The 18,461-nt window shown below is 55.1% G+C and carries 21 protein-coding genes; 9 read left to right on the top strand and 12 right to left on the bottom strand.

The window, feature by feature from the left end; all coding sequences use genetic code 11:
• The first annotated feature begins 51 nt into the window (after positions 1–51).
• Positions 52–1,218 (top strand): MFS transporter, encoded by a 1,167-nt coding sequence (locus M2422_RS05085; protein WP_047061656.1) that lies wholly within the window; start codon positions 52–54, stop codon positions 1,216–1,218.
• A 38-nt stretch (positions 1,219–1,256) separates the two neighbouring features.
• Here the strand turns inward: M2422_RS05085 and sodB are convergent, their stop codons facing one another.
• Together sodB and M2422_RS05075 are read right to left on the bottom strand one after the other, a co-directional pair.
• On the bottom strand, positions 1,257–1,838 hold the full coding sequence (gene sodB / locus M2422_RS05080) for a superoxide dismutase [Fe] (RefSeq protein ID WP_064672348.1): 582 nt from the start codon (positions 1,836–1,838) through the stop codon (positions 1,257–1,259).
• Between the two features lie 122 nt (positions 1,839–1,960).
• A complete protein-coding gene (locus tag M2422_RS05075; protein WP_023311354.1) occupies positions 1,961–2,734 on the bottom strand; it encodes a C40 family peptidase in 774 nt (257 codons plus the stop codon).
• A gap of 338 nt (positions 2,735–3,072) precedes the next feature.
• Here M2422_RS05075 and grxD point away from each other — a divergent pair, with 338 nt between their 5' ends.
• Complete coding sequence (grxD, locus tag M2422_RS05070) at positions 3,073–3,420, top strand: monothiol glutaredoxin 4 (RefSeq protein ID WP_003832760.1); 348 nt, start codon at positions 3,073–3,075, stop codon at positions 3,418–3,420.
• A 44-nt stretch (positions 3,421–3,464) separates the two neighbouring features.
• On the opposite strand, the gene rnt is transcribed toward grxD, so the two are convergent.
• From rnt to eptA, 5 genes are all read right to left on the bottom strand, one after another.
• On the bottom strand, positions 3,465–4,115 hold the full coding sequence (gene rnt / locus M2422_RS05065; RefSeq protein WP_023311355.1) for a ribonuclease T: 651 nt from the start codon (positions 4,113–4,115) through the stop codon (positions 3,465–3,467).
• Between the two features lie 95 nt (positions 4,116–4,210).
• Complete coding sequence (gloA, locus tag M2422_RS05060) at positions 4,211–4,618, bottom strand: lactoylglutathione lyase (RefSeq protein ID WP_013096923.1); 408 nt, start codon at positions 4,616–4,618, stop codon at positions 4,211–4,213.
• A 99-nt stretch (positions 4,619–4,717) separates the two neighbouring features.
• Positions 4,718–5,815, bottom strand: coding sequence for an alkene reductase (locus M2422_RS05055; protein ID WP_064672349.1), 1,098 nt, complete (start codon positions 5,813–5,815; stop codon positions 4,718–4,720).
• A 53-nt stretch (positions 5,816–5,868) separates the two neighbouring features.
• The gene (locus M2422_RS05050) at positions 5,869–6,468 is read right to left on the bottom strand and encodes a TetR/AcrR family transcriptional regulator (RefSeq protein ID WP_047061657.1); all 600 of its coding nucleotides are present in this window, start codon (positions 6,466–6,468) and stop codon (positions 5,869–5,871) included.
• Between the two features lie 41 nt (positions 6,469–6,509).
• Complete coding sequence (eptA, locus tag M2422_RS05045) at positions 6,510–8,135, bottom strand: phosphoethanolamine transferase EptA (RefSeq protein WP_064672350.1); 1,626 nt, start codon at positions 8,133–8,135, stop codon at positions 6,510–6,512.
• Positions 8,136–8,283: 148 nt separating this feature from the next.
• Between eptA and M2422_RS05040 the strand changes: the two genes are divergently transcribed.
• From M2422_RS05040 to sodC, 3 genes are all read left to right on the top strand, one after another.
• On the top strand, positions 8,284–8,523 hold the full coding sequence (locus M2422_RS05040) for a DUF1289 domain-containing protein (RefSeq protein ID WP_064672351.1): 240 nt from the start codon (positions 8,284–8,286) through the stop codon (positions 8,521–8,523).
• A 48-nt stretch (positions 8,524–8,571) separates the two neighbouring features.
• On the top strand, positions 8,572–9,468 hold the full coding sequence (locus tag M2422_RS05035; protein WP_032657749.1) for an aldo/keto reductase family oxidoreductase: 897 nt from the start codon (positions 8,572–8,574) through the stop codon (positions 9,466–9,468).
• An 81-nt stretch (positions 9,469–9,549) separates the two neighbouring features.
• On the top strand, positions 9,550–10,068 hold the full coding sequence (gene sodC, locus M2422_RS05030) for a superoxide dismutase [Cu-Zn] SodC (RefSeq protein ID WP_047061660.1): 519 nt from the start codon (positions 9,550–9,552) through the stop codon (positions 10,066–10,068).
• Here the strand turns inward: sodC and M2422_RS05025 are convergent.
• Genes M2422_RS05025 through M2422_RS05015 form a run of 3 tightly spaced genes read right to left on the bottom strand, consistent with a single transcriptional unit; the run spans position 10,047 to position 13,179 of the window.
• Positions 10,047–12,080: an FUSC family protein gene (locus M2422_RS05025; RefSeq protein WP_064672352.1), complete on the bottom strand. Its 2,034-nt coding sequence runs from the start codon at positions 12,078–12,080 to the stop codon at positions 10,047–10,049. The two genes, sodC and M2422_RS05025, sit on opposite strands and share 22 nt — an antisense overlap.
• Positions 12,080–12,940, bottom strand: a complete 861-nt coding sequence (locus M2422_RS05020) for an HlyD family secretion protein (protein WP_064672353.1) — start codon at positions 12,938–12,940, stop codon at positions 12,080–12,082. The genes M2422_RS05025 and M2422_RS05020 overlap by 1 nt, the downstream gene beginning before the upstream one ends.
• 2 nt (positions 12,941–12,942) lie before the next feature.
• A complete protein-coding gene (locus M2422_RS05015; RefSeq protein WP_032657739.1) occupies positions 12,943–13,179 on the bottom strand; it encodes a DUF1656 domain-containing protein in 237 nt (78 codons plus the stop codon).
• Between the two features lie 186 nt (positions 13,180–13,365).
• Between M2422_RS05015 and slyA the strand changes: the two genes are divergently transcribed.
• Positions 13,366–13,806 carry a transcriptional regulator SlyA gene (gene slyA, locus M2422_RS05010; protein ID WP_033145325.1) on the top strand — a complete coding sequence of 147 codons (441 nt, stop codon included), beginning with the start codon at positions 13,366–13,368 and terminating at the stop codon, positions 13,804–13,806.
• Between the two features lie 35 nt (positions 13,807–13,841).
• On the opposite strand, the gene M2422_RS05005 is transcribed toward slyA, so the two are convergent.
• Together M2422_RS05005 and slyB are read right to left on the bottom strand one after the other, a co-directional pair.
• A complete protein-coding gene (locus tag M2422_RS05005; RefSeq protein ID WP_064672354.1) occupies positions 13,842–15,203 on the bottom strand; it encodes a GGDEF domain-containing protein in 1,362 nt (453 codons plus the stop codon).
• 199 nt (positions 15,204–15,402) lie between these two features.
• Positions 15,403–15,870 (bottom strand): outer membrane lipoprotein SlyB, encoded by a 468-nt coding sequence (gene slyB, locus M2422_RS05000; RefSeq protein WP_023311367.1) that lies wholly within the window; start codon positions 15,868–15,870, stop codon positions 15,403–15,405.
• Between the two features lie 255 nt (positions 15,871–16,125).
• On the opposite strand from slyB, the gene anmK reads away from it, so the two are divergent.
• The 3 genes from anmK (at position 16,126) to pdxH (ending at position 18,381) form a co-directional block, all read left to right on the top strand.
• Positions 16,126–17,250 carry an anhydro-N-acetylmuramic acid kinase gene (gene anmK, locus M2422_RS04995; RefSeq protein WP_064672355.1) on the top strand — a complete coding sequence of 375 codons (1,125 nt, stop codon included), beginning with the start codon at positions 16,126–16,128 and terminating at the stop codon, positions 17,248–17,250.
• Between the two features lie 93 nt (positions 17,251–17,343).
• Entirely contained in the window at positions 17,344–17,667 is a 324-nt protein-coding gene (gene mliC / locus M2422_RS04990) for a C-type lysozyme inhibitor (RefSeq protein ID WP_064672356.1), read from the top strand.
• Positions 17,668–17,724: 57 nt separating this feature from the next.
• Positions 17,725–18,381, top strand: coding sequence for a pyridoxamine 5'-phosphate oxidase (gene pdxH, locus M2422_RS04985; RefSeq protein ID WP_024909355.1), 657 nt, complete (start codon positions 17,725–17,727; stop codon positions 18,379–18,381).
• Positions 18,382–18,461 lie beyond the last annotated feature (80 nt).

The raw sequence follows: 18,461 nt of genomic DNA, 5'->3' as shown, positions 1-18,461 counted from the left end.
TCCGCTTCTTTGTTCTGTGTCACCACATGACACGGCATCCGGAGTTGACGCATGAAAATCAATTTTCCCCTGCTGGCCCTGGCGATTGGCGCTTTTGGGATTGGCACCACTGAATTCTCCCCAATGGGGTTACTTCCTGTTATTGCCCGGGGCGTAGATGTCTCTATCCCTGCGGCAGGGATGTTAATCAGCGCCTACGCTATCGGCGTGATGGTAGGGGCGCCGCTGATGACCCTTCTTCTTTCGCACCGCGCGCGCCGCAATGCGCTGATTTTCCTGATGGCGATTTTCACCCTGGGCAACGTGCTTTCGGCCATTTCGCCGGACTACACCACATTGATGCTGTCGCGCATTCTGACCAGCCTTAACCACGGCGCGTTCTTTGGGCTGGGATCGGTTGTGGCTGCCAGCGTGGTGCCAAAACACAAGCAGGCGAGCGCCGTGGCAACCATGTTTATGGGGCTGACGATTGCCAATATCGGCGGGGTGCCTGCGGCAACCTGGCTGGGAGAAGCGATCGGCTGGCGTATGTCTTTCCTGGCGACGGCCGGGCTGGGCGTGATTGCGATGGTGGCGCTGTTCTTCTCCCTGCCGAAAGGAAGCGCCGGAGAACGTCCGGAAGTGCGTAAAGAGCTGGCGGTGCTGATGCGTCCGCAGGTGCTCTCCGCGCTGCTCACCACCGTGCTGGGGGCAGGGGCGATGTTTACCCTCTACACCTATATTTCACCGGTACTGCATGATATCACCCACGCAACGCCTCTCTTCGTTACCGCGATGCTGGTGCTGATTGGCGTGGGCTTCTCGATCGGTAACTATCTCGGCGGGAAATTTGCCGACCGTTCCGTGAGCGGGACGCTGAAGGGCTTCTTAACCCTGCTGATTGTCATCATGGTTGCCATTCCGTGGCTGGCGCGTAATGAGTTCGGGGCCGCGATTGCGATGGTCGTCTGGGGAGCCGCCACTTTCGCCGTGGTGCCGCCGCTGCAGATGCGCGTAATGCGTGTCGCGCACGAGGCGCCGGGACTTTCATCTTCCGTGAATATCGGTGCGTTTAACCTGGGTAATGCCCTGGGCGCCGCGGCCGGTGGGGCCGTGATTTCAGGTGGTCTGGGATACGGCTTTGTGCCGGTGATGGGGGCGATTATTGCCGCGCTCGGCCTGCTGCTGGTGATGATGTCGGGTCGTAAACAGCCTGAAGCAGCCTGCGCTGCGGAATAAACCAAAAACGCAGAAGGGCGAACCCTTCTGCGTGTCTCTTACGCGGCGAAGTTCTTCGCGACAAAGTCCCAGTTAACCAGTGCCCAGAAGTGCTCCAGGTAGTTCGGACGCGCGTTGCGGTAATCAATGTAGTAAGCGTGTTCCCACACGTCCACGGTCATCAGCGGCTTAGCGCTGGTGGTCAGCGGGGTGCCCGCGTTAGAGGTGGACACGATAGCCAGTTTGCCATCCGCCTCTTTAACCAGCCACGTCCAGCCAGAACCGAAGTTCTTGATGGCTGCATCGGTAAATTTCGCTTTGAAATCCGCGAAGCTGCCAAATGCGGCGTTGATAGCGGTAGCCAGTTCACCGACAGGTTCACCGCCGGCATTCGGCGCCAGGCAGTGCCAGTAGAAGGTGTGGTTCCACACCTGAGCCGCGTTGTTAAAGACGCCACCCTCTGAGCTGCGGACGATCTCTTCCAGCTTTTTGCTTTCAAAATCGGTGCCCTTGATCAGATTGTTCAGGTTGGTGACGTACGTCTGGTGATGCTTGCCGTAATGATATTCCAGGGTTTCCGCAGAAATGTGCGGAGCCAGGGCGTCTTTTGCATACGGTAGTGCAGGTAATTCGAACGACATTGCTTCTCTCCTTATTGTATTTTGCGTTGCCAATAACCACACAGACAACATGGACAGGATAGCAAATTGAAAGGGTATGCAAAAGAGGAACTTACCCTGCCACGGATGCGGCAGGGCAGGGATTAGCGAATGGTTTTTGGCGTCATCACGCGACGCGCGCCGACGTAGTGGCGTACCCAGTAGTCTTCACTGAGAGAAGTGATCTGAATATCCTGGCCGCTACGTGGAGACTGGATGAATTTCCCGTTGCCGACATACACGCCGACGTGGTCAGCCGTGCCGCGACCCTGGGTGCGGAAGAACACCAGGTCGCCGTTTTCCAGCTCACCGCGGTCAACCGGTGAGGCATCGCGCAGGTGGTACATCTCATTGGCGGTACGAGGAATGCGGAATTTGACCAGATCTTTATAGGCGTAATAGACGAGGCCGCTGCAGTCAAACCCGGTACGCGGCGAGCTGCCACCCCAGTGATAAGGTTTGCCAATCTGCCCCATCAGTTTGTTCATCGCGGTTTTTTGCGCTTTCTGTACGCGCACTTTATGCACTTCCGCTATTTTCGTGACCTTCGTGCATTTCGCCTTGTGGCCTTTACGCGTGATGCATTTTTCAGTAACGAGGTTAGCGGCGGTTTGCGAAGCTTTACTTTTAGCGGAGTGGGCAGTGCGGGAAGGTTTTGTTTTCGTCTTGCTGGAAGCGGTCTGTTTCGTCTGAGCCGGTGTTTTTTTCTTGTCGTTCTTAGCGGTGGTTTTTTTCTTACGTTCTGTGGCTTTCACCAGATGGTTTTTTTGTACAGCAGAATGCCGCGCCTGCTGAGAGGCGTTTGCCACTGGCGTGAAAGTGAGTGAAGTAAACAGTAAAGCACAGAGCGTGATCGAGATTTTATTTATCCGCGCCACTGGGCAGTCCCCTGATAAATGCAGGTCATCAATAATACCCGCGTGTGATTTACAAAGCCCGTCGATTCTAATCTATAAAAACCCAGAAAGTTAATAGCATTTTTCAATCTACAATCGTGTTTCGTTAGCAAGTGCAAAAAAATTCATCGTTCTGTCGCACATTTGCCCACTCCCTAAGCAAAACCCTGACCGCCGCAGGGGTAAACACCATTTGCAATGCAACTTTTCGTGACTCGGGGTAGAATGTATAAACGTGACAAAAATGTTATTTTCCGATGCCAGTCTGAACCGCTACAATGTCAGACGAATGCCGTAACAGAAGTTAAAGGAAGCAAGACATGAGCACCACTATTGAAAAAATCCAGCGCCAGATCGCTGAAAACCCGATTCTGCTATATATGAAAGGTTCTCCGAAGCTGCCAAGCTGCGGCTTCTCCGCACAAGCGGTTCAGGCGCTGTCAGCCTGTGGTGAGCGTTTTGCTTACGTTGATATCCTGCAGAACCCGGACATCCGCGCTGAGCTGCCTAAGTACGCTAACTGGCCGACTTTCCCACAGCTGTGGGTTGACGGTGAGCTGGTTGGCGGCTGCGATATCCTGATTGAAATGTATCAGCGCGGCGAACTGCAGCAGCTGATCAAAGAGACGGCGGCGAAGTACAAAACCGAAGAGCCGGACGCAGAGTAATTTTCTGCGCAAATAAAAAAGCGACCTGACAAGGTCGCTTTTTTTTATTCTTCGCTGTCGCCCATCGGCAGCGGCCAGCCGCCAAGACGCTTCCAGCGGTTGACGATCTCACAGAACAGCTCTGCGGTGCGCTCCGTGTCGTATAAAGCGGAATGCGCCTGCGTACCGTCAAAAGGTATACCCGCCGTGATGCAGGCTTTAGATAACACCGTTTGTCCCAGAGCCAGGCCGCTCAGCGCGGCGGTGTCGAAGGTCACAAAAGGATGGAAGGGGTTGCGTTTGAGCGCGGCGCGCTCCGCGGCGGCCATGGTAAAGCTGTGATCGAAGGTGGCGTTATGGGCCACCATGATGGCGCGGCTGCAGTTACTCTCTTTCATGCCTTTACGCACCATTTTAAAAATGGCGTGCAGCGCATCATATTCACTGACTGCGCCACGCAGCGGGTTGTGCGGATCGATACCGTTAAATGCCAGCGCTTCCGGCTGTAAGTTTGCCCCTTCGAAAGGTTCAACGTGGAAATGCAGCGTGGTGTCCGGTGTAAGCCAGCCCTGTTCATCCATCTTCAGCGTGATGGCGGCAATTTCGAGCAGCGCATCGGTTTTAGCGTTAAATCCGGCTGTTTCTACATCAATGACAACGGGATAAAAACCACGAAAACGGTCGCACAGACCGCTAAATTGAGCGTTATCGGACATCAGGGTCTCTTACAAGGGGAAAAAGCAGAGCGCATTATGGCAAATTTTGCAGGGTGATGCAGTAAAACTACGGGCGCATGTTGCGCCCTGAGGGATCAGTTGCCCAGACCGCGACCCGCGTCTTTGGCTTCAATCAGTTCGATTTTGTAACCGTCGGGATCTTCCACGAACGCAATCACGGTGGTACCACCTTTTACCGGACCCGCTTCGCGCGTAACGTTACCGCCGTTGCTGCGAATGCGTTCACACGCTTCGGCCGCGTTGTCCACTTCCAGCGCGATGTGGCCATAGGCGGTACCCAGCTCATAGCTGTCTACGCCCCAGTTGTAGGTCAGCTCGATCACCGCTTCATCCGTTTCCGGGCCGTAACCCACGAACGCCAGCGAGTATTTGTATTCCGGGTTTTCGCTGGTGCGCAGCAGCTTCATGCCCAGGACGTTAGTGTAGAAATCAATGGAACGTTGCAGGTCGCCAACGCGCAGCATGGTGTGAAGTAGGCGCATAATTTCCTCATTAACCAATGGAATAGACTGTCTTTTGAACAGAAACGATGTTTTAGTATAGCGGCGAAGTATCGCCGCTATCAATGAACAACGGCGAGATTACAGAGAAGGGTAGTCGGTGTAGCCTTCCGCGCCGCCGCCGTAGAAGCTTTCCGGGCGCTGCGGATTCAGGACCGCTTTTTTCTGCAGGCGGGCAACCAGATCCGGGTTGGCGATGTAGTCGCGGCCAAACGCGACGGCATCGATCAGCCCTTTGCCGATCAGGTCTTCGGCTTTCTCCGGGGTATAAGCCCCCGCACCGATGATCACCCCGTGGAAACGCTCGCGCACTTTCTGACGGAAAGCGTCCGTGTAAGGTTTACCGCCAGCCCAGTCCGGTTCGGACATATGCAGATAGGCGATGCCACGCTTAGCCAGTTCTTCGATCAGGTACAGGGCATCGGCTTCTTCGTTCGGACCGTTGTCGACGTTCTGGAAAGAACCGATTGGGGAGACGCGGATCCCGATACGATCCGGGCTCCACTCCTGGCATACGGCGTCAACCACTTCCAGCACCAGGCGAGCGCGGTTTTCGACGCTGCCGCCGTACTGGTCGGTGCGGTGGTTGGACGACGGTGACAGGAACTGGTGCAGCAGGTAGCCATGGGCGGAGTGCAGCTCAATCAGGTCAAAACCGGCTTCACGAGCGTTGGCCACGGCCTGGCGGAAGTCGTTCACGATACCCGGAATTTCATCCAGCTCAAGCGCGCGCGGCATAGAGGTATCCACGCGGATCGCATTGCCGTTTTCATCACGCAGGGACGTACGGGTATTTGCGCTCAGGGCCGAAGCGGAGACCGGAGCCTGGCCGCCAGGCTGAATGCTGCTGTGAGAGATACGACCGGTATGCCACAGCTGGACCGCAATGCGACCCTCTTCAGCGTGAACGCCCGCGGTGATTTTCTGCCATGCGGCGATCTGTTCCGGGCTGTGAAGACCCGGCGCACCCGCATAACCTTTAGCCTGAGCGGAAATCTGCGTGGCTTCCGTAATGATCAGGCCAGAGCTTGCGCGCTGACGATAGTATTCACCCATCAGTGGGGTTGGGATGTCGCCCGGCTCAATGCTGCGCAGGCGGGTAAGCGGAGCCATAAACACGCGGTTTGGCGCAGTGACGGCACCCACTTTTAAGGGGGTAAATAATTTTTCAGCTGACATAAAGACTCCTGAGTAGACCAGTCGACTAGTAGTTGGGTAAATAAAAACGCCTGTTAAATGCCAGGCGCAGTAATGCTGTTTTTCACATGTGCCAGCGCGCTTTCCAGCGGCACGGCACTGCGCGAAATTTTTGCCTGCAGGTTAGCGCCTAGCCAGAGCGCATATAACACCTGCGCCTGGGTTAACGGCTCGCCGGAAAAGGCCAGCGTTTTTTCATCGCGGCCTTTCTCCAGCGCCTGGGCCAGCAGGGCGATAACGCCGCGGGCACCTTTATCCATCGCCGTGCGCATATCTTCAGAAAGATCGCACACTTCTGCAGACAGCTTAACGGTCAGGCATCCGCTGATAATGCCCTGCTGACAGAACTGGTTCAGCGTTTCCTGATAGTAGTTCAGAACACGATCCCGGTAGTTACCTTCACCCGAAGCAAAGTGGGTCGCCAGACGCTGGTGGTAGCCAGCATAATGACGCTCCAGCATCGCTACGCCAAAAGCCTCCTTGGACCGGAAGTAGTGATAAAACGACCCCTTCGGTACCTCAGCGGTTTTTAAAAGCTCGCTCAACCCCATACCGGTAAACCCGCGATGCATGCAAAGCTGCTCGCCGGTTGCCAGTAAATGTTCGCGGGTATCGTGTTCAGTATTTCTGCTCATGGCCGCACTCTAATAGACCGTTCGGTCTAATGCAAGCGAGTTTACTGGCGACAGGCGCTCAGTATATCCAGCTGCGGTTGATAAACGGTTGATTTCACGTCCATCATACCCAATACGGTTGAGAATAAATTGTCCTGGGAAACCGCATTTTTTGCTGCATGGTCACGCAAACACTGTTCGTTGATGCCAAAGTTTTTCGCGTAATCCGGTGACAGCCAGAACATAAACGGAATATGCGTTTGCTGCTCCGGTGCCAGCATGTACGGCGTGCCGTGCAGATAAATACCGCTTTCGCCCAGCGATTCACCGTGATCTGAGAGATAAATCAGCGCGGTGTTCATGCTCGACTGGCGCGCTTTCAGCGCATCAATGGTTTTACTGACCATGCTGTCGGTATAGAGGATAGTGTTGTCATAGGTATTGATCAGCGCCTGATGGTCGCAATCCTGAATTTCATTAGTGTCGCAGGTTGGGGTGAATTTACGGAAGTTGTCCGGGTAACGGCGATAGTATGCCGGACCGTGGCTCCCCATCAGGTGGATAACCAGCACCGTATCTTGCTTCACGCCATCCAGCACGTTGTCCAGACGATAAAAGTTCACATCGTCAATACAGGATTTGTCTTTGCAGAACTGATCCAGCTGCCACTGCGTCATGTCGGTATGGGGCACGCGATCGCAGGCACCTTTACAGCCGCCGTCGTTGTCGCGCCACAGCAGGTTGATACCCGCATGCTTAAGCACGTCGAGTAGCCCCTCGCGATGGTGAGCCAGGTCGGCATCGTATTTGCTGCGCGTCATGCCGGAGAACATGCACGGAACGGAAACCGCGGTTTCGGTACCACACGAGGAGGCCTGCGGGAAGTTAATCACGTCCTGCTTTTTCAGCTCCGGGTTGGTTTCGCGTTCGTAACCGTTCAGGGAGTAGTTTGCCGCGCGAGAGGCTTCGCCGACGACAAGCACCAGAACGGTTTTCTTTTGTTGACCGGTAATCAGTGACCCTTTGTGGGCATCTTCACCAATGCGCACCAGCGTTTGATCGCCGGCAAACCAGCGCATTTTGCTGTACTTCACCACGGCGCTAACATAGTTCGCCGGGGTGACCATTTTGACGATGCTTTTGTTATTGCGGAACAGCGACGCGTAGTCTTTATAAAACAGCGCGGCAATCAGGATAATCACCAGCAGAGCGCCGAGCATCGCGGCAACGCGCGTCAGCAGTGCGTACCACCATTTTCCGGTACGAATCCGGGTCAATGCCAGCACCACGGAAGGCACGAGGCCGGCTATGACAATCCACAGAATCATCTGCGGGGTCACCAGGGCGGTCGCTTCCTGAGAGTTGGTTTCGAACACGTTCACGATCATGTTCTGATCGATCACCGCGCCGTAGGTATACATGAAATAGGTCGCCGCGGCGCATCCGATCGTCAGTACAATCAGCAGTGGCTTGCGGAGATACGGGATGTTAAGCAGGCTAAAGACAATCACCCAGCCGCAAAACAGCACCAGCGGGACGGAGGCGGCAAAGAGGAAGTCGTGCAGATGCACTGGGCCGATAATGGCCCAGCTGCGCTGGATAAACAGCCCGTTCAGCAGAGTAAAAAAGAGTGCACAGCCCAGAGTAAATTTAATGTCGTTACATTGTAACTTTCTGATTAACCACATCGATCGGTAAACCTGTTATTGTCATGATGGGCCGAGTATAGAGAGGGAAGATTAGTGAAACCTTAATGCCACAAATCTGTGATACGGCCTTGCACGCGGCGCGATTAACGTCTTCACTGTAGGTGAGAGTAGCTATCGGGAGGTGAGTGTGGCAGAGCAGCTGGAGTTTTTCCCCATCCAGAGCCCGTGCCGGGGTATTTGTCAGGTCGATGAACGCGGATATTGCCGCGGGTGCATGCGTACCCGCGATGAGCGTTTTAACTGGCAAAACTTTAGCGACACGCAAAAGCAGGAGGTGTTACGCCTCTGCCGACAGCGTCTTATGCGCAAAATACGCGCAAACAAAGCGGGTGAAACCGAAGAACCCCAGCAACCTTCACTTTTTTAACACGGTAATTGCGTATACTCATGACATTACGTCCTTGAGGAAAATGTTATGGTTCAGCGAATTACCCTTGCCCCCCAGGGGCCAGAATTCTCCCGTTTTGTGATGGGCTACTGGCGTCTGATGGACTGGAATATGTCCCCGCTCCAGCTGGCGAGCTTTATTGAAGAGCACCTCGATTTAGGCATCACCACGGTTGATCATGCGGATATTTACGGTGGCTACCAGTGCGAGGCCGCGTTCGGCGAGGCGCTTAAGCTGGTTCCGGCCCTGCGCGACCGCATGGAGATCGTCACGAAGTGTGGGATTGCCACCACGGCAAAACCTGAACATGCCCTCGGTCATTACATCACCGACAGCGCGCATATCATCAAGAGCGCCGAGCAGTCGCTGGTCAATCTGGCGACCGATCGTATCGACCTGCTGTTAATCCACCGCCCCGACCCGCTGATGGATGCCGATGAGGTAGCGGAAGCCTTCCTGAACCTGCATCAGAGTGGAAAAGTGCGTCACTTCGGCGTGTCTAACTTTACCCCGGCACAGTTTGCGCTGCTTCAGTCTCGTCTGCCGTTCACCCTCGCCACCAACCAGGTTGAGATCTCCCCGGTACACCAGCCGCTGCTGCTGGATGGTACCCTCGACCAGCTGCAGCAGCTGCGCATTCGCCCGATGGCGTGGTCCTGCCTGGGGGGCGGACGTCTGTTTAATGATGAGGAATTCCAGCCGCTGCGCAACGAGCTTGAAACCATCGCCCGCGAACTGAACGCGGAGAGCATCGAACAGGTGGTTTACGCATGGATCCTGCGCCTGCCGTCAAAACCGCTGCCCATTATCGGCTCCGGCAAAATAGAACGCGTGCGTTCTGCGCTGGCCGCTGAAGAGCTGCAGATGACCCGTCAGCAGTGGTTCCGCATCCGTAAGGCCGCGCTGGGTTACGACGTACCATAAACCGCCTGAAGGTGGCTTTCCGGTGAAATCTTTGCCCCTGGTATACACTTAAGGGGCAAAAAATAACCCGCGGAGGTCACTATGAAGCGTTTTGCTCTGGCACTGGTCACGCTGGTTGTTTGCGCAGGGGCGCAGGCAGCCAGTGACGAAGTGGAAATGAATCTCGTCACCCCACAGGGTGTGGGTCAGTCCATCGGAACGGTGAAAATCACTGAAACCGATAAAGGGCTGGAGTTCGCCCCCAACCTCAAAGCCCTCCCTCCCGGTGAACATGGTTTCCATGTTCATGCCAAAGGCAGCTGTCAGCCCGCTTTAAAAGAAGGTAAACCGTCTGCGGCGGAAGCGGCAGGAGGGCACCTCGATCCGCAGCATTCCGGCAAGCATGAAGGCCCTGAAGGAATGGGGCATTTAGGCGATCTGCCTGTGCTGGTGGTGAATAACGACGGTAAAGCCACCGATCCCGTCGTCGCGCCGCGACTGAAAAAGCTGGATGAGGTGAAAGGCAAGGCGCTGATGATCCATGTCGGCGGCGACAATATGTCCGATCGGCCTAAACCACTTGGCGGCGGCGGAGCACGCTATGCGTGCGGCGTGATCTGATCTCCAATCGTTCCCGGTGGCGGTGCCTGTTCCAGCTGCGACAGCGAGCAGTGCAGGCGCCAGATTATCGAGGCCAAATCACGGGCTGCGGGCAGATGATGCTGTGCAAGCGTATCGCAGATCCGCTGCAGTTCATTCAGCGTGGCTTCCAGCGGCCGCTGCTGGACACCGCTCTCACTCATTACATCGCGCAGCAGGGAGATGCAAACATCACGAACCTGCGACAGCGGATCGGAACGCGTTTCCCACGCGCGCAGCTGCCAGACCACGTGCGAGCAGTTCAACAGCACCACGCCCCAGCGCAGCAGCCAGCGCCGGGACAGCGCGTCCTGGCTGTTATTCAGCTGGCTGACGTGATGATAGACCAGCGACTCATATTCGTTTTCGCTCAGATGCGGTTTACGGCTGAGCTGATCGACAAACCCTCTGCGTAGCTCCCGGATATGCCTGCGGCTCTTGCGTGCATCGGAGCCGGGACGTAACACCGCGAAAGCCAGCCACGCCAGCCCCACGCCCAGGATCTTCGCCAGGTTGTCATTGAGAAAATCGGCGTAATCATAAACAGGTGGATTCGTCACGGAGATAAACGAGCCCATAAAGACAATCAGCTGTCCCCAGAGGCCCGCCAGCTTAGGCATTTGCAGCTTCAGAAGCTGCATGGTGGTCAACAGGGGAAACAGGAACAGCAGGAACTGCCATAGATCGCTTATCTGCACCATCAGGCCAAACTTCACCACGAAGCTGAACAGCGACAGCAGCACCAGCGTGCGCAGCAGCAGCGTAAGCGAGTTGAACGGCGAGGCCGCGACGGAATAAAGCACGCAGCTGATGGCGGCAAGCGTAAGGGCCGCCGTACCGGACTCCCACTGCGTGGTAATGCTCCACGCCCCCACCAGCATCAGCGCACAGAAGGTGCGAAAACCGCTCCACAGCGCTTCCAGATAGTCGGTATGGCGCGCAAGTGCCGGGCTGCCGGGGACGTTGAACTCCGTCAATGGGGTCGCGTTTTCGACGGCCGTAATCCAGCGGCTGCTGCGCAGGTACAGCCGACAAAAGTAATTCAGGCGCTGCCAGAAAGCGCGATGGCGATAGTCGTATTCATCAACCGGGGCGAGCGGGGCGATAATCCGCGCTACGGTGTAAATGTCCGCATCCGGGCGCGCAAGGGCCGCGAGCAGCGCTTCAATCACGGCCCGGATATTTTCAGGCGGCGTCGGCCAGTTGAGCAGCATCCGGCGCAGGCTGGAGATGGCGCTGGTCATGCGCAGCTGCTGGTGCAGCAGATAGTTAAGCAGTGTGTTCTGGCGGCGAAAGCGGTAGTGGCTCCAGAACGCCTGAATGCGCAACAGATTCATCGTCAGGATCTGCCCGATCACCTTTTCATGCGCGAGGCGGATATCGTCGCTGGTATCCGGTTGCCACAGCAGGCTCGCGTGTTCCAGCAACCGGGTGTGCATGGTTTTGAGCGCGGTGATAAGCGCGGTGCCGTCGGATGTGCTGGGGAGGATCATCATCATGAAGCCGCCGCTGAGGATCCCGACAATCACTTCACAGACGCGCGCCTGCGCAATATCCCACAGCTCGGTGGTGTCGAGCACGTTAACCACCGGAAAGGCGATGATGGCGGCGGTATAGCCAGCCAGCTGAAACGCGTAGGCGACGTTATTGGTAAAATGGGCGCAGGCCCAGGTACAGCATCCCAGCCATGCCGCCATGCTCAGCAGGAACAGCCACGGATCGTTCAGCGTATGGCCCGCGATAATCAACGCCGCGGTGGCGCCGAGCAGGCTGCCTGCTATACGGCCAAGGCTTTTACTGATCACCCCGCCTACCGTCGGAAAACTGACCACCGCCGCAGACGTCATCGCCCAGTAGGGCTCATCCAGGTTCAGGTAATAAGCCACAGTCAGCGCAAGACACATGGCAATGCCGTTACGCAGCGCGTAGCGCCACTGGGGACGCGTTGCTTTCATCCACGGCGTGTTTTGCCAGGAGAGACCCTGCAGCTTCATCACCGGTTTCCGATGGAGACAGTGCAGGTAGTGCCGGACACCAGGGTAATGTCCTCCGGCAAGCGGTCAAACTCCACGCGAACCGGAACGCGCTGGGCCAGGCGCACCCAGGGAACGTTCGGCTTTATGTCCGGCACCAGGCCTGAATCCGTTTCAACACTCTGATCGTAAATGGCGCGGCCAATGCTGGACACGTGACCCTGTAACTTTTGAGAGCCGCTGTAAAGCGTTATTGCGGCTGGCGAACCCTCGCGAATATGCCGAAGCTTGGTCTCTTCGAAATAGCCCACGACGTAGAAGGAGTGGCTGTCGACGAGGGCAAATATCGGTTGTCCCGTGGTGGCATAATTCCCCACGCGGGCCGAGAGGTTGGTCACCCATCCATCAACAGGTGCCGTAATCACGGTTTGGGTCAGTTGCCACTGCGCCTGCTTCAGCGTCGCCTCCGCCACGTTAACGTTAGCCTGCATCGCCTTGACGTTGATATTGGCGGTGTCTAAATCTTCCGCTGAGATGTAGTTTTGTGACAGGTGGCGGCGGCGGTTGGCCTCGTTGTTTGCCTTAGCCAGATCCGACTGGGCTTTCGCCAGCTGCGCCTGGGCGTTCAGGATCGCAATGTGGTACGGGGTATCGTCGATGCGGAATAAAATGTCTCCCTTTTTGACGAACTGGTTATCCTTAACCAACAGCGTCGTAATACTTCCCGACACCTGAGGGGTAATGCTGACCTGCTCGGCGCGGACTTTGCCGTCACGCGTCCAGGGCGACTGCATATAAAAATTCCACATCCACCAGCCCGCAACCAGCGCGAGGGCAAGGACTAACAGGGTGGAAAAGTACTTTAGCGTTTTCAGGAACATATTCACCACACAGTCAAAACGGCAAGGCCCAGGCATACGGAAAGGGCAAACAGGGAAAGATCCATCAGCATGGGATGCCAGATTTCGCCGGAGTACATCCAGTCGCGAAGCAGACGATGCGCGATGAGCCAGAGGATAAAGCCCACCAGAACGGCCTTAAACAGGGGAGGAAAGTAGACTGACGCACCGAAGATCAGGTCCTGAAGGGGTAAACCCTCTGAGCGATGAAAAAACGTCACGGGCAGAAATCCTTTGCAGTGAACAGAATGCCGCGTTGGCTTGTCTTAGTATGATGAAGCATCACAATTCAGTGTAAGTCATACTTTTAAGTTCGATGAATGCAGTATTGCATTTGTTTTGGCAATACAAATGCTGCACACTATTCTAAAATCAGTATAATAACTTAGCAAGCTAATTATAAGGAGATGAAATTGGAATCGCCATTAGGTTCTGATCTGGCAAGGTTGGTACGCGTCTGGCGTGCTCTGATTGACCATCGCCTGAAACCTCTGGAACTCACACAGACGCATTGGGTCACGCTGCACAACATTCATCAGCTGCCGCCCGAACAGTCGCAAATTCAACTGGCAAAAGCGATAGGGATTGAGCAACCGTCGCTGGTGCGCACGCTTGACCAGCTGGAAGAGAAGGGGTTGATCTCGCGGCAAACCTGCGCCAGCGATCGTCGCGCCAAGCGGATTAAACTCACCGAGAAAGCGGCGCCTATCATCACGGAAATGGAAGCCGTGATCACCAAGACGCGTGGTGAAATCCTGTCAGGCGTTTCACCGGCGGAGCTGGAAATGCTCATCAGCCTCATTGGGCGCCTTGAGCAAAACATCCATGAGCTACAGTCGCGCGACTGACAAACAACAAGGCCTTGCAGCAGCAAGGCCTTTTTTTACTTAAAGACGACCACGCGGTTACGGCCCGTCTCCTTCGCTTCATACATCGCTTTGTCAGCATTTTCCACGCACGTTTCTGCGGCTATTGCGGGTGACGTTGCCGTATATACCCCCATGCTAATCGTGATTGGCTCCGGTAGTTGACCGCCGCTGCTGGCGTTATCGAAGCTGCTCAGATTTAACCGTATGCGTTCCGCCACCTGATACGCCGCGTCTGATGAGGTGTTGGCCAGCATCAGAACAAACTCCTCACCACCGATACGGGCCGCGATGTCCTGGGGGCGCACGGAATCCATCAGCAGATTAGCAACAAACTGCAGGACCTTGTCGCCCTGAAGATGCCCGTAGGTGTCGTTGATACGCTTGAAGCGATCGAGATCGCTGACGATGACGGAAACCGGACGGCTGGGTTTGGCGATATCCAGCGCCTGCTTTAATGTTTCATAAAAATAACTGCGGTTATACAGGCGCGTCAGCGGGTCGCGAATGGAGTTCTGGTAAGACTGCTGATACTTAACGTGCGAGTCGCGATACAGCCTGAAAACATCGTAGAGCAGAACAAAAATGATCATCAGCGTGGCGACGGTTTCAAATAAGCGAGCGCGATACCAGGAGACATCTTCAACATGTCCACCCACTAACAGCATTGAGAGCGTGACGATATAGCAGACGCACAGAAAATTACCGCCCACCCAGAATAAGTTGCGTATACGCGTAATAAACATCAGCGTGGCTAATGTGACCACCCAGAGTGCAATCAATGCAATATTAATAAAGTGGCTCCAGAGAACCATAAACTCACGGGTTTCATTATCAACAAGATCAATGGATAAAAAGGAAGAATGACTGGAATACATCCAGGCCAAACCTACTGCAAAGACGGTAAACAGAAACTCGCCGCTCACAATAGCGATATGTGCCAGCCGCGAAAGGGGACAATTGCGCGTGGTATAGAGTATTGACGAAACGATTATTAGCACCGCCATTAAGAGATGGCGGAACATATAGAAAATCATCGCATCGTTGTAGTTCACCGCGTTGAACTGATAGAGGTCCAGCCAGGCGGGAAAGCTGCACAGCGTTCCGACCATCAGCGATGCCGACCCGGCAAAGGCAAAAGCGAGCGATACCAGATACAACCGTTTTCGGTCACACCAGTATTTCATTGCCATAAAACAGGCAATAAACAGATCAAACACCAGTAAAAAAATGGTGAGCGTAGGGAACAAGTGAGACGAAAAGGTAGGAACCCATTCGGCAATTTTTGAAAACAGGGCGTGTAAGATGCCGAGAACAGCAATACAACCTAGACAGAACGAGATATAACGGCCCTTTACAGAACGGCGATTCGCAAACATATATGGTTTTGATGACTTTATAATGAATTAAGGTGAGGGTATTGCGAAGAGTATAATCAATTAGCACGCTAAATACTTTGCGCAGAAACAATATATGACGTGGTTAATAATGGGTGGGGTGAATGTATTTTGTAAATATATTTGTGGGAGTGATAAATAATGTAAATGGATGTGGCCTGATGACCACATCCATTTTTAATTAACGTGGAGAAACGGTCACCTGACTTCCGTTGCTTGCCAGAACAACGCGCTGGCCTGCAGAGAAGCGAGTGCTGCCTTGTTTCTGAACAACCATGATCGTGCTGCCGTCGTCTTTACGAATTTCCAGCTCTACGCCCTGGGTTTTGTTCATCGCACCCTGAACGCCCTGGCCGGCTACGCCACCCGCAACGGCGCCTGCGGCCGTTGCCAGCGAGCGGCCAGTGCCGCCGCCGACGGTATTACCGAGGAAACCACCCAGCACGGCACCGCCGATTGCGCCCATCACATTGCTTTCATCACCACCCTGGATCTGTACAGGGCGTGCGTTAACAACGGTACCGTAAGTCACGTTCTGAACCTGTTTCGCTTCAGAAGCGCTGTAAACGTCGCCAGAAAGTGAACTGTCATTCACACAGCCAGCCAGAGTTAAACCAATCAGCGAAACGCCCAGTACACGTAAAATCATTTGAATCTCCTGTTCACCAAAAACGCCCGATTGGGGGCATCCGTTATGGCTAAATTATATGGCATAAGGGGCCATAGTTCATATCTTTGCACTAACAATAAGAAAATTGTACTTGAATTTGACTTAACGAGACATAAACAGGATCCGCCCGTGTTACCCGTCTGACATTGTTAAAAAATATTATCGCCGGATGGCAAAGCTGCGCCGTTTATGGTTGAGTGGATATCCTTAGCCCACGCAACGTAAGGAAAGCGCATGAAATCGGGTCGCTACATTGGTGTGATGTCAGGCACCAGTCTGGATGGGGTAGATGTCGTTCTGGCCGCCATTGACGAAAACATGGTGGCGCAGCAGGCAAGCCTGACCTGGCCAATCCCCATTTCACTGAAAGAGGATATTCTGAGTATCTGTCAGGGGCAGCAGCTGACCCTCTCCCAGCTTGGACAGCTTGATGTTCGCCTGGGGGCGCTGTTTGCGGATGCAGTGCAGGCTTTGATGCAAAAAGAACATCTTCGCCCGCAGGATGTGGTGGCCATCGGCTGTCACGGACAAACGGTCTGGCATGAGCCCGGCGGAGATGCCCCGCATACCCTGCAAATCGGCGATAACAACCAGATTGTGGCGAAAACGGGCGTGACTGTGGTAGGCGATTTCCGTCGTCGCGATATCGCCCTTGGCGGGCAGGGCGCGCCGCTGGTACCCGCGTTCCATCAGGCGTTACTGGCGCACCCTACAGAACGTCGCATGGTGCTCAATATTGGTGGGATTGCCAACCTGTCGATGCTCATCCCGGGGCAGCCCGTCCGCGGCTACGATACCGGCCCGGGCAATATGTTAATGGATGCCTGGATCTGGCGGCAGTGCGGACAACCGTATGATAAAAACGCGGAGTGGGCGAGCGGGGGAAAAGTGATTATTCCGCTGCTGCAGTCGATGCTAAGCGATCCTTATTTTGCCCTGCCGGCCCCTAAGAGCACGGGGCGTGAATACTTCAACCTGGGCTGGCTTGAACGTCAGCTGGCGCCATTCCCGGCGCTCGCGCCGCAGGATGTCCAGGCGACGCTTGCCGAGCTGACGGCCGTGTCGATCTCCGAACAGGTTCTGCTCAGCGGCGGATGTGAACGCCTGCTGGTGTGCGGCGGAGGAAGCCGAAACCCGCTGGTGATGGCGCGTCTTGCGTGGCTCCTGCCGGGTACCGAAGTGACCACGACCGATGAGGCCGGCATCAGCGGGGATGATATGGAGGCGCTGGCCTTCGCCTGGCTTGCCTGGCGCACCATTGCCGGACTGCCGGGCAACTTGCCGTCGGTGACCGGCGCGCGTGAGGCGAGCGTCCTCGGGGCGATTTTCCCGGCAAATCCTCGTCATAATCAGAGTTAACTGAAATTCAGCGCGGCGCGTCATCGTTAGAATGGAACGAAACAGGAGGGCAGCCATGCCCTTCAGTACCAGGAAAGTCTTCGGAATACGCCCATGAAAAAACTTCTTCTTATTGCCGCGCCTTTATTGCTGTCAGGATGCAGCGTCTATAACCAACTCCTTGACCGCATGCAGACCGATACGCTGGAGTATCGCTGCGACGAAAAACCGCTGACCGTGAAGCTGAATAACCCACGCCAGGAGGCCAGCTTTGTTTACGACAATAAACTGCTGACGCTGAAGCAGGGGATGTCAGCCTCCGGCGCGCGATATACCGACGGTATCTACGTCTTCTGGTCAAAAGGCGAAAGCGCCACGGTCTACAAACGCGACCGCATTGTGCTGAACAATTGCCAGCTCGAAAATCCGAAGCGTTGAGATTTTTACAGGGGCGGCGCACAATAGCGCCACCCACTCTCAATGTCAGCTAACGCCATGTCAGATAACGACGAACTGCAGCAAATTGCGCATCTGCGCCGTGAATACACTAAAGGCGGCCTGCGTCGCCAGGATCTCCCCGCTGAACCCCTCGTGCTTTTTGAACGCTGGCTGAAACAGGCCTGCGAAGCGAAACTCGCCGACCCAACCGCCATGGTTGTCGCGACGGTGGATGAAAACGGCCAACCGTATCAGCGCATCGTATTGCTCAAGCATTATGACGAGAAAGGGCTGGTGTTCTATACCAACCTTGGCAGCCGCAAGGCGCACCATTTAGAAAACAATCCGCGTATCAGCCTGCTATTCCCCTGGCACATGCTGGAACGTCAGGTAATGGTCACCGGCAAGGCGGAACGTCTCTCGACGCTGGAAGTGGTGAAGTATTTTCACAGCCGCCCCCGTGACAGCCAGATTGGCGCCTGGGTATCAAAACAGTCCAGCCGAATTTCTGCCCGCGGCGTGCTGGAAAGTAAATTCCTGGAGCTGAAACAGAAGTTCCAGCAGGGTGAAATTCCTCTGCCAAGCTTCTGGGGCGGTTTCCGCATCCCGATTGAGCAGATGGAGTTCTGGCAGGGGGGCGAACATCGCCTGCACGACCGCTTTTTATACCAGCGCGAGAATGGCGGTTGGAAAATCGACAGACTGGCACCGTAATCCCCGAAATTTGTTGATTTAAGCGCTAGCGCACACCGCGCTTGCGCTTTATTCTATGGTCCTTTCGCATCAGGCGAAAA

The organism is Enterobacter sp. SLBN-59 (assembly GCF_024807915.1).
Classification (GTDB): domain Bacteria; phylum Pseudomonadota; class Gammaproteobacteria; order Enterobacterales; family Enterobacteriaceae; genus Enterobacter; species Enterobacter asburiae_B.
Note: the sequence above shows the minus strand (reverse complement) of the source record. Positions and strands in the feature narration are given on the sequence as shown.

Coding starts and splice junctions, on each gene's coding strand:
- M2422_RS05085 (WP_047061656.1), top strand. CDS start 52: ATGAAAATCAATTTTCCCCTGCTGGCCCTGGCGATTGGCGCTTTTGGG.
- sodB (WP_064672348.1), bottom strand. CDS start 1,838: ATGTCGTTCGAATTACCTGCACTACCGTATGCAAAAGACGCCCTGGCT.
- grxD (WP_003832760.1), top strand. CDS start 3,073: ATGAGCACCACTATTGAAAAAATCCAGCGCCAGATCGCTGAAAACCCG.
- rnt (WP_023311355.1), bottom strand. CDS start 4,115: ATGTCCGATAACGCTCAATTTAGCGGTCTGTGCGACCGTTTTCGTGGT.
- gloA (WP_013096923.1), bottom strand. CDS start 4,618: ATGCGCCTACTTCACACCATGCTGCGCGTTGGCGACCTGCAACGTTCC.
- M2422_RS05055 (WP_064672349.1), bottom strand. CDS start 5,815: ATGTCAGCTGAAAAATTATTTACCCCCTTAAAAGTGGGTGCCGTCACT.
- M2422_RS05050 (WP_047061657.1), bottom strand. CDS start 6,468: ATGAGCAGAAATACTGAACACGATACCCGCGAACATTTACTGGCAACC.
- eptA (WP_064672350.1), bottom strand. CDS start 8,135: ATGTGGTTAATCAGAAAGTTACAATGTAACGACATTAAATTTACTCTG.
- M2422_RS05035 (WP_032657749.1), top strand. CDS start 8,572: ATGGTTCAGCGAATTACCCTTGCCCCCCAGGGGCCAGAATTCTCCCGT.
- sodC (WP_047061660.1), top strand. CDS start 9,550: ATGAAGCGTTTTGCTCTGGCACTGGTCACGCTGGTTGTTTGCGCAGGG.
- M2422_RS05025 (WP_064672352.1), bottom strand. CDS start 12,080: ATGAAGCTGCAGGGTCTCTCCTGGCAAAACACGCCGTGGATGAAAGCA.
- M2422_RS05020 (WP_064672353.1), bottom strand. CDS start 12,940: ATGTTCCTGAAAACGCTAAAGTACTTTTCCACCCTGTTAGTCCTTGCC.
- slyA (WP_033145325.1), top strand. CDS start 13,366: ATGAAATTGGAATCGCCATTAGGTTCTGATCTGGCAAGGTTGGTACGC.
- M2422_RS05005 (WP_064672354.1), bottom strand. CDS start 15,203: ATGTTTGCGAATCGCCGTTCTGTAAAGGGCCGTTATATCTCGTTCTGT.
- slyB (WP_023311367.1), bottom strand. CDS start 15,870: ATGATTTTACGTGTACTGGGCGTTTCGCTGATTGGTTTAACTCTGGCT.
- anmK (WP_064672355.1), top strand. CDS start 16,126: ATGAAATCGGGTCGCTACATTGGTGTGATGTCAGGCACCAGTCTGGAT.
- mliC (WP_064672356.1), top strand. CDS start 17,344: ATGAAAAAACTTCTTCTTATTGCCGCGCCTTTATTGCTGTCAGGATGC.
- pdxH (WP_024909355.1), top strand. CDS start 17,725: ATGTCAGATAACGACGAACTGCAGCAAATTGCGCATCTGCGCCGTGAA.